At 67.4% G+C, this 8,120-nt stretch carries 7 protein-coding genes and 2 tRNA genes; 1 reads left to right on the forward strand and 8 read right to left on the reverse strand.

Features of this window, described 5'->3' with window-relative positions:
- Positions 1-421 precede the first annotated feature (421 nt).
- The 7 genes from tgt to C1Y63_RS12235 all read right to left on the reverse strand — a co-directional run bounded on the left by tgt (position 422) and on the right by C1Y63_RS12235 (position 6,520).
- Positions 422-1,672, reverse strand: coding sequence for a tRNA guanosine(34) transglycosylase Tgt (tgt, locus tag C1Y63_RS12205; protein ID WP_233195714.1), 1,251 nt, complete (start codon positions 1,670-1,672; stop codon positions 422-424).
- A 125-nt stretch (positions 1,673-1,797) separates the two neighbouring features.
- Positions 1,798-4,266 carry an MMPL family transporter gene (locus C1Y63_RS12210; protein ID WP_106016725.1) on the reverse strand — a complete coding sequence of 823 codons (2,469 nt, stop codon included), beginning with the start codon at positions 4,264-4,266 and terminating at the stop codon, positions 1,798-1,800.
- Positions 4,267-4,585: 319 nt separating this feature from the next.
- Positions 4,586-4,676: transfer RNA gene (locus C1Y63_RS12215), tRNA-Ser, on the reverse strand.
- Positions 4,677-4,725: 49 nt separating this feature from the next.
- On the reverse strand, positions 4,726-4,929 hold the full coding sequence (locus tag C1Y63_RS12220; protein WP_106016726.1) for a CsbD family protein: 204 nt from the start codon (positions 4,927-4,929) through the stop codon (positions 4,726-4,728).
- Between the two features lie 255 nt (positions 4,930-5,184).
- Positions 5,185-5,388 carry a hypothetical protein gene (locus C1Y63_RS12225; protein ID WP_106016727.1) on the reverse strand — a complete coding sequence of 68 codons (204 nt, stop codon included), beginning with the start codon at positions 5,386-5,388 and terminating at the stop codon, positions 5,185-5,187.
- An 89-nt stretch (positions 5,389-5,477) separates the two neighbouring features.
- Positions 5,478-6,017 (reverse strand): nucleoside deaminase, encoded by a 540-nt coding sequence (locus C1Y63_RS12230; protein ID WP_369831052.1) that lies wholly within the window; start codon positions 6,015-6,017, stop codon positions 5,478-5,480.
- Positions 6,008-6,520, reverse strand: coding sequence for a tRNA adenosine deaminase-associated protein (locus C1Y63_RS12235; protein ID WP_106016728.1), 513 nt, complete (start codon positions 6,518-6,520; stop codon positions 6,008-6,010). Before C1Y63_RS12235 ends, C1Y63_RS12230 begins: the two co-directional genes overlap by 10 nt.
- Positions 6,521-6,558: 38 nt before the next feature.
- Between C1Y63_RS12235 and C1Y63_RS12240 the strand changes: the two genes are divergently transcribed.
- On the forward strand, positions 6,559-7,569 hold the full coding sequence (locus C1Y63_RS12240) for a prephenate dehydrogenase (RefSeq protein WP_106016729.1): 1,011 nt from the start codon (positions 6,559-6,561) through the stop codon (positions 7,567-7,569).
- A gap of 53 nt (positions 7,570-7,622) precedes the next feature.
- Here the strand turns inward: C1Y63_RS12240 and C1Y63_RS12245 are convergent.
- Positions 7,623-7,695 (reverse strand) — tRNA-Arg (locus C1Y63_RS12245).
- Positions 7,696-8,120: the final 425 nt, after the last annotated feature.

Below are 8,120 nucleotides of genomic sequence, written 5' to 3' on the forward strand. Positions count from 1 at the left end.
CCAGGATCCGCCCCTTGACCTCATGGCCGTAGAACTCGGCCCCCTGCACCTGGGGAGCCAGGCTCGCGGCAGCCACCGCGGATGCAATAACCAGCGACACTGTACGCTTAGCCATTCAAACCACCTTATATTTTCCCGATAGAACTGTACGGTTTCCCGCGACGATACATGGGCTTCGCTGCCCTGTCCAGGGTTTTCGCCAAATTTGTGCACAATTTTTCATCAACGCAGGTCGATACCGGCAGCAGCTGTGATGCACAGACCCCAGGTCGCCCCTGTCGACGGCCGGCACGCCACTCTTCGATGTCGTCACCGCGTATTCGCCACCCTGTCCTCCCCCAACCACGGGCCCCGTGGTCGCCGATACCCCGCACCGTGCCGCCGGGTTGCGGGCGCACGCCACGCGCGCCGCCCCGCACACTTAGGCGGTGCGTGTCCGCTTCGCGTAGTAGCGGCCCAGGAATTCTTCCTTGTACTCCCAGTAGGTGCCCTGCTCAATGTGGTGGCGCATCGTGTCAACGAGCCGGATCATGAAGTGCAGGTTGTGCATGGTGCAGAGGGTGCCGGCGAGGTATTCCTTCGCCTTGAGCAGGTGGTGGATGTAGGCGCGGGAGTAGTTCTCCGACACGTAGCCGCCCACTTCCGCATCGATGGGGTCGAAGTCGCGGGCGAAGCGCGCCCCGGGCAGGTTGATGCGCCCGTCGAGGGTGTACACCCCGCCCCGGCGGCCCAGCCGGGTGGGTGCCACACAGTCGAAGGTGTCCGCCCCGTTTTCGACGGCGGTGAACAAGTCGTCGGGTTCACTGATGCCGAGGAGGTGGCGCGGCATGTGGGCGGGGAGTTCCTCACTCACCCAGCCGACGATGGTGCCGAGGTTTTCTTTCTCCAGGGCGCCACCGATGCCGAAGCCACCGAAGCCGCGCTGCCCACGGTCGGTGAACTCCTCCGACAGGGCCACCAGGTCGCGGGCAGCCTGGCGGCGCAGGTCCTCGTACTGGGCGCCTTGCACCACACCCCACAGTGACTGCAGGGGCTTGCCCACCCGCGCCTGGGTGAGCCGGTTGTGTTCCTCCAGGCAGCGGCGCGCCCACCGGTGGGTGCGGTCCACGGACTGCTCCTGGTACTGGCGGGTATCCACCAAGGTGGTGAGCTCATCGAAGGCGAAGATGATGTCGGCACCCAGCTGGTGCTGGATCTGCATCGACACTTCCGGGGTGAAGCGGTGCCGGGAGCCGTCGATGACGCTGCGGAAATCCACCCCGTCCTCATCAACCCGCGCGAGACGCTCCCCCGACTTCGCGCGAATGTCCTTCTCGCTCAGGCCGGTGGTATCCATCGCGAGGACCTTCTTGAACCCCACCCCGAGGCTCATGACCTGGAAGCCGCCGGAGTCGGTGTAGGTCGGGCCCTGCCAGTTCTCGAAGGCGGCGACGCCGCCGGCGGCGTCCACAATGTCCGGCCCCGGCTGCAAATACAGGTGGTAGGCGTTCGACAGGATCGCTTGCGCCCCGGTGGCGCGCACCTGCTCCGGGGTGAGGGTTTTCACCGTGGCTTTCGTGCCGACCGGAATGAACGCCGGGGTGTGGATGTCCCCGTGGGGGGTGTGGATCACGCCCGTGCGGCCCAGCTGACCAAGGGAGGTTCCGGGGCTGAAGGTGGTATCGGTCGACACGGCTGAACTCAACGTCCTTTCCAAACGGCGCGCACAGGGATCGCGGGCGACAATCGTGGGCTTGCGCCCGTGGTGGGGGTGAACAAGGCTGCCCGCCGAGCCACAGCCCCGGGCCACAGCCTAGGCTAGTCGCGCTCCGCGTCGAGCGTCAGGTCCGCCAGGGCCTGCTCCTGCTCCGCGGCGCGCGCCTGGTGGCGGCGCTCCCACTCGGCCTCCAGGGCCGCGCCCTCCACATCGAGGGTGGGCAGCAGCCGGTCCAGCCAGCGGGGAATCCACCAGGTGGCCCGCCCGAGGAGGAACATGCTGGCGGGCACCAGGCCCATCCGGATGAAGAACGCGTCGAAGAGAACACCCACGCCGAGGGCGAAGCCGAAGATCTTCACGAACGGCAACGTTTGATCAATGAAGGCGACGAACACCGCGATCATGATGAGCGCCGCGGAGGTCACCACCCGGCTGCCGAGGGTAAAGCCCTCAATGACGGAGGTTTCCACCAGGTTGTAGCCGGGCGGCACGCCCTTCTTCCGGCCGTGCACGTACTGCTCCCGCATGCGGGAGACAAGGAACATTTGGTAGTCCATCGCCAGGCCGAACGTGACACCGATGAGGAAGATCGGCATGAAGGAGATCAGCGGCCCCGGGGTGCCCACAATGTTCCACAGGCCGTCCTGCCAGAACAACACCGTGGTGCCGAACGCCGCACCCACCGACAGCAAGAAGCCGAAACCGGCGACGAGCGGCACCATGATGGAGCGGAAAATGATGAGCAGCAGCAGCACCGCCAGCCCCACCACGATGCCCAGGTAGATCGGCATCGCGTGGGAGAGTTTATTCGTCACGTCCTGCTGGATGGGGGTCAGGCCCGTAATGCCGAGGGTGACGCCGGTAGCGGCCTCCAGGGCGGACTGCTGGGCGCGCAGCGTGCGCAGCAGCTCCGTGGTCGCCGGGTCGTGGGGGCCGGTGCGCGGCGTCAGCAGCAGCTGGGCGGCTTTCCCATCGGCGGAGGGGGCGATGATCTGCACGTGCTTAACATCGGCGTTCGTGGAGAACGCCTGCACCACCTGCAGGAAGGAGGCCTGCGCGGCGGCCGCCCGGGTTTCCTCCTCCCCCGTGGGGTTTTGGGCGGCGATGAGCGGCGCCAGGCTTTCCGCCGCCGGGTTGACGTCGTGGGCGTCGACGACGACGAGGAAGGGGGAGGATTGGCCGATGCCGAACCCTTCCCGCAGCAGGTCCGCGGAGGCGCGCTGCGTCGTGCCTTTCTCCGAGAGGTTGTCACTCGGCAGGGACAGCTGCAGGTGCCCCACCGGCAGGGTGAGGGCACCCAGGCCCACCACCACAATGGTGAGGATGAGCGCCGGGTAGCGGTGCACGAAGCGCACCCACGCCCGCCCCTTCGAGCGCCGCGCCTCCGGGGCGGGCGCAGGGGAGGTGCCGCCGGCGGTGCCGCGCAGCGGGTTGCCGCCCACGCCGGGGATTTTCACACCGAAGGCGTAGCGCCCCGCCACCGCCAGCAGCGCCGGCACCAGCGTGAGCGACACCAGCACCGCCACGGCCACCGTGAACGCCGCCGACAGGCCCATGTAGGTGAGGAACGGGATGTTCACCACCGACAGGGTGACGAGCGCGATGACGACCGTCAGCCCGGCGAACACCACCGCGGAGCCCGCGGTACCGACCGCCATGCCGGCGGCCTCATCGCGCGGCATCCGCCGGTACTCGGTGCGGAAACGGCTCAAAATAAACAGGGCGTAGTCGATACCGACCGCCAGGCCCAGCATGACCGCCAGCACCGGGGTCGTGTTGTTGAGCACCACGAAACGGGTTGCGAGGATCACCGCCGTCGACCCCAAACCGATGCCCAGCACCGCGGAGACCAGCGGCAGGCCCGCCGCCACCACGGAACCGAACGTAAAAATGAGGACGATGAACGCCACCGCGAGGCCGACGATCTCCGAGGTGGACTTGATGTCCAGCGGCTCCCCGTAGGCGGCACCCCCGGCCTCCGTCTGGACGCCCGCGGCGGTGCCGGCGTCGAGGGCCGCCTGGATGGTGTCCCGCTGCGTGTCAGTAATATCCGACGCCGTCGGCACATCGAGAGAGAACTCCAGGTAGCCGATGCGCCCATCGGGGCTGAGCACACTAATGTTCGCCGCATCCGCCTTCGCGGTCTCCTCCGGCAAGCCCGCCGCCGTCGACTGCTCGACCACGTAGCTCCGCAACTGCGGGTCCAGGGTCACGGGGTTGCCGAAACGCTGCCCGGGCTCCAGCCCCGGCACTGTCTCCTCCAGCTGGTCGACGACCTGCTGGACGGCATCCCGGTAGGGCTGCTCCGCCAGGGTGTGCCCCGGCGGGGCCGCGAACACGACCGTCACGCCCGCCTCGTCGAGGGGGTTTTTCTGCTCGGGGAAGTTCTTCATGAGCAGCACGGCCGCATCATCAGAGGGGGTGCCGGGGATCGCGAACTGCTCCTGGAAGCCCTTCTGCAGCGTCGCCGCGGCGGTCGCCATGCTGGCCATGATCGCCACCCAGATGAGGATGACGACCCACTTGTGCCGGTAGCAGGCCCGCCCCAGGCGGAACAATCGACTAGCCACAGCCACAACCTCCGTGCGGTCGCGAAGCCCGCATCATCGACATCAACACCTTGGGGGAAGACACAACAGGATGGAAAGAACGAAAGAAGAGCACGAAGAAGACACGCGCACAGTGTGCGGTGGAGAAATATAAGGAGAAAGTCTCTGCGCGCGCTGCGCGCGGGGTGCCCCTTAATCTACCGCAGCAGCCCCCGGTACTCCCCGCCGTGGAGCACACGCACCCCTTTTCTGGCCACTCTCACGCCTGCGGGCAGGCGGCGAAACCCGGGCACATAGCAATGTCCCGGGCCCGCATTTCTGCAGGTCCCGGGACATTTTTTGGCGGTAGCGGCGGGATTTGAACCCGCGGTTGGGGGTTACCCAACACTCGCTTTCGAGGCGAGCACCTTCGGCCGCTCGGACACGCTACCGCCGATAAGAGTAACGGTCGGCGGTAGCGTCAGCCAAATCACTTGCGTGTTAGGCGTCCTTCTTGAACGCGCCGAGAACCTTGTCCGCGGCACCCTTGATGGCGTCGCCGGCGTCCTCGAGGGCGTCCTTGACTTCGGCCTTCACCTGGTCGGCGCGACCCTCGTTGGCGACGCGCTCGTTGCCGGTGGCCTCACCGAAAGCTTCCTTGGCCTTGCCGCCGAGCTCTTCTGCCTTGTTCTCAATGTCACTCATGGGGTTCTCCTCACAGTGGGGTGTGGTTGATGATGATCTTCCCGCGGGCGGGAAGTGGTACCCACGGTACCGAAATTGGCGGCACCGCGTCTGGGCCCCACCCCAGCACGACCACCCAGGGGCACCAACGGCGAGCCCCCCGCCCGCGGCGTGGACGGCCGCTGAGCAGGGGTCTGTGGGCGCACCACACCTCACGAGGCGGGTGCGTGGGCGGCGGCTGGTGGAGCCGCGCCAGGTGCTTTCGCGCGTGTGGGCTTACTCGCCGGCCTTGTCGCCGCCGAGGCGCTTGTCGAGTTCCTCGACGCCCTTGCTCAGACCCGAGTGAATCGCATCCTTGGCCTTCTGGGCCTTCTCGCCATCGAGCTTGGAGTCGATGAGCTTGTCGGCAGCTTCCTCCACCTTGGCCGCCACTGCGTCCTTGTTCTCGCGGATCTTGTCGCCAATCTTGCCGAGGTCCATGGGTGTTCTCCTTTGATAATGGATGGGAAAAAAAGGGGGTGGTGTGTCACCGGCGGCCACCACGTCGGGCGTGGGGCGCACATCCGCCCTTAGTGTAACGGGGCGCGCAGCTGCTGAAAGAAGCGCCCGAGCTGTTCTTCGCAGGCGGCGCGCAGAATCCCGCCGCGTGCCGCCACCGGGTGCAGGGCGCGGGAGTCGCGGAGCGTGTCGTGGACGCTGCCGACGTGGCCGGTTTTCGGCTCATACGCCCCGAAGTACAACCGGCCCAGGCGCGCCCCCACGACCGCGCCCGCGCACATGGCGCAGGGCTCGAGAGTCACCACCAGGGTGCAGTCGTCGAGCCGCCACCGCCCCAGGTGCCGGGCGGCGGCCCGCAGCGCCAGCACCTCCGCATGGGCGGTGGGGTCCTGGTCGGCTTCCCGCCGATTCGTGCCGCGCGCAATGATCCGGCCCGCCGAGTCCACCACGATCGCCCCCACGGGCACATCACCGGTGGGGGTGGTGTCGGCGACGGCGATGGCCTGCCGCATCCAGGCGGCTGCCTGCTGCTCCCAGGCGGCAGGCGGCAACCCGCCGCCGATGCGGGGCGCGGGGTCCAGCGATCCGTGCGGGTGGGTGTTTAGGTCCACGGCAGATCGCAGCCGAGATCTTCCTCAATCGCGGCCAGCTGCTCGTGGGCCCACAGGTCCGGGTCGTCCACCAGCACCGTCAGCGTCGGCTCCGCGAGCCCCATGTCGGCGAGGATCTCAAAGTTACCCACCGGGTACGGGTCAATATCCATGTCGTCGACGGACTCGTCCGCAGCCTCGTCGTCGTCCTCCGGCCAGTCGAGGGCATCGAACGCGTCCTCCACGTCCTCCAACTCCCCCAGGGTCGCCAGCGCATCCACCCCAAAATCGTCGTCGAGGGCCGCGAACCCATCACTGACGAACAGCTCCACCCCGCGGGGGGTGGGCCGCACAATCGTGAAGTACTCGTCGCCGACCGTCACCACGGCGAAGGCGGTGCCTTCGCTGCGCAGCCGACGCACCCGGGTGGCCGCTTCGTCCACGGTGGCGGGCGCCGGGATGTTCTCCACGGCCCAGCCATTGTGAAAGGTGACCAGCACGGCATGCGTCGGGTGGTTGCTCATGCCTACCCAGGCTAGTCGCTATGTGCCACAATTGTCAGGTGACTTCACGAACTGTTTCCCGCCCGGTGTGCATTCTTGGCCTTGGCTTGATCGGCGGCTCCCTGCTGCGCGATCTCGCCGCCGCTGATGTGGCCGTCTTCGGCTATAACCGCTCCCCCTCCGGGGCGCGCGCCGCCCGGGGGGAAGGCTTCGACGTCTCCGACGACCTCACCGCCACCCTCACCCGGGCAGAAGACACCGGGGCACTCATCGTGCTGGCGGTGCCGATGCCCGCCATCCCGGGCCTCCTCGACGCCATCGCCACCCACGCCCCCCATTGCGGCATCACCGACGTCGTCAGCGTGAAAGCCCAAGTGTGGGAGGAAGTCTGCGCCCGCGGCATGCAGGACCGCTACGTCGGCGGCCACCCCATGGCGGGCACCGCCGACTCCGGCTGGTCCGCCGCCCAACAGGGCCTCTTCGACGGTGCCGCATGGGTGGTCACCTTCGACCGGGCCATGAAACCCGGCAGCTCCCGGGATGTGGACCCGCACCTGCCACAGGAATGGATCGACCTGTGGGTCGACGTCGCCACCCTCGCGACCCTCGTCGGCGCCCAGGTGATCCCCGCCCGCGTTGAGCAACACGACAAAGCAGTCGCGCGCATCAGCCACCTGCCGCACGTGCTGGCCGAAACCCTCGCCATCGTCGGCGATACCGGCGGGGCACTGACCCTGTCGTTGGCGGCGGGCAGCTTCCGCGACGGCACCCGCGTCGCCGGCTCCTCCCCCTCGCTCGTGCGCGCCATGTGCGAAACCAACCACCACGCCCTCGTCACCGCCCTCGACGAAGCCATCGCGCTGCTGCAAGACGCCCGCGCCGGGCTCACCGGCGACAGCCCCTCCGTGGAAGAACTCGTCGACGCCGGCTACCGCTCTCGCGTCCGCTACGAAGCCCGCTCCCGGGGCTACGCCGGCCGCCCCGTGCTGCGGGTCCGCCCCGGCCAGCCCGGCTGGGTTGGCCAGCTGCTGCAGGCCGAGGACGTCGGCGCCCGCGTCGACGTGTTCTAAGGCAGAGATGCGAAAACTCCCGCCCACAGCCGTGGACGGGAGTTTTTCTTTTGTGCGCCCGAAGGGATTCGAACCCCTAACCTTCTGATCCGTAGTCAGATGCTCTATCCGTTGAGCTACGGGCGCATGTGTTTCGATCACCACCAGGCCCGGCGATGCTCTCAAGCACGGAATAGAACTATACCCACCACCCACAGCTGGCACAAACGCCCAGCCAAGCAGCACTTTCCACCACACTATGCGGACCCGAAGCCACAACCACACACCCCCATGCGGTGCACGTGCCGACACCCCCACCACTGGGGCCGCGCCGCACTCGCAGAAGTCACCGCGGCCACCAGCGACACAAGCCGAGACGACCACCACGACGGAGCGCACCTCGCCGCCCAGACACACATTGTGTCGTTTAACCCCCACACCACCACGCAGGGTTAAACGACAGAAAGTGTGTCTGGAACCCCCGATTTTCACGGTATGACCAGCACGAACAACCCTGACATGCCCACCCAACATTCGAACACCACCCAAAACACCTAACCTCCACCACTCCA

The sequence above is a fragment of the Corynebacterium sp. 13CS0277 genome (assembly GCF_002994655.1).
Classification (GTDB): domain Bacteria; phylum Actinomycetota; class Actinomycetes; order Mycobacteriales; family Mycobacteriaceae; genus Corynebacterium.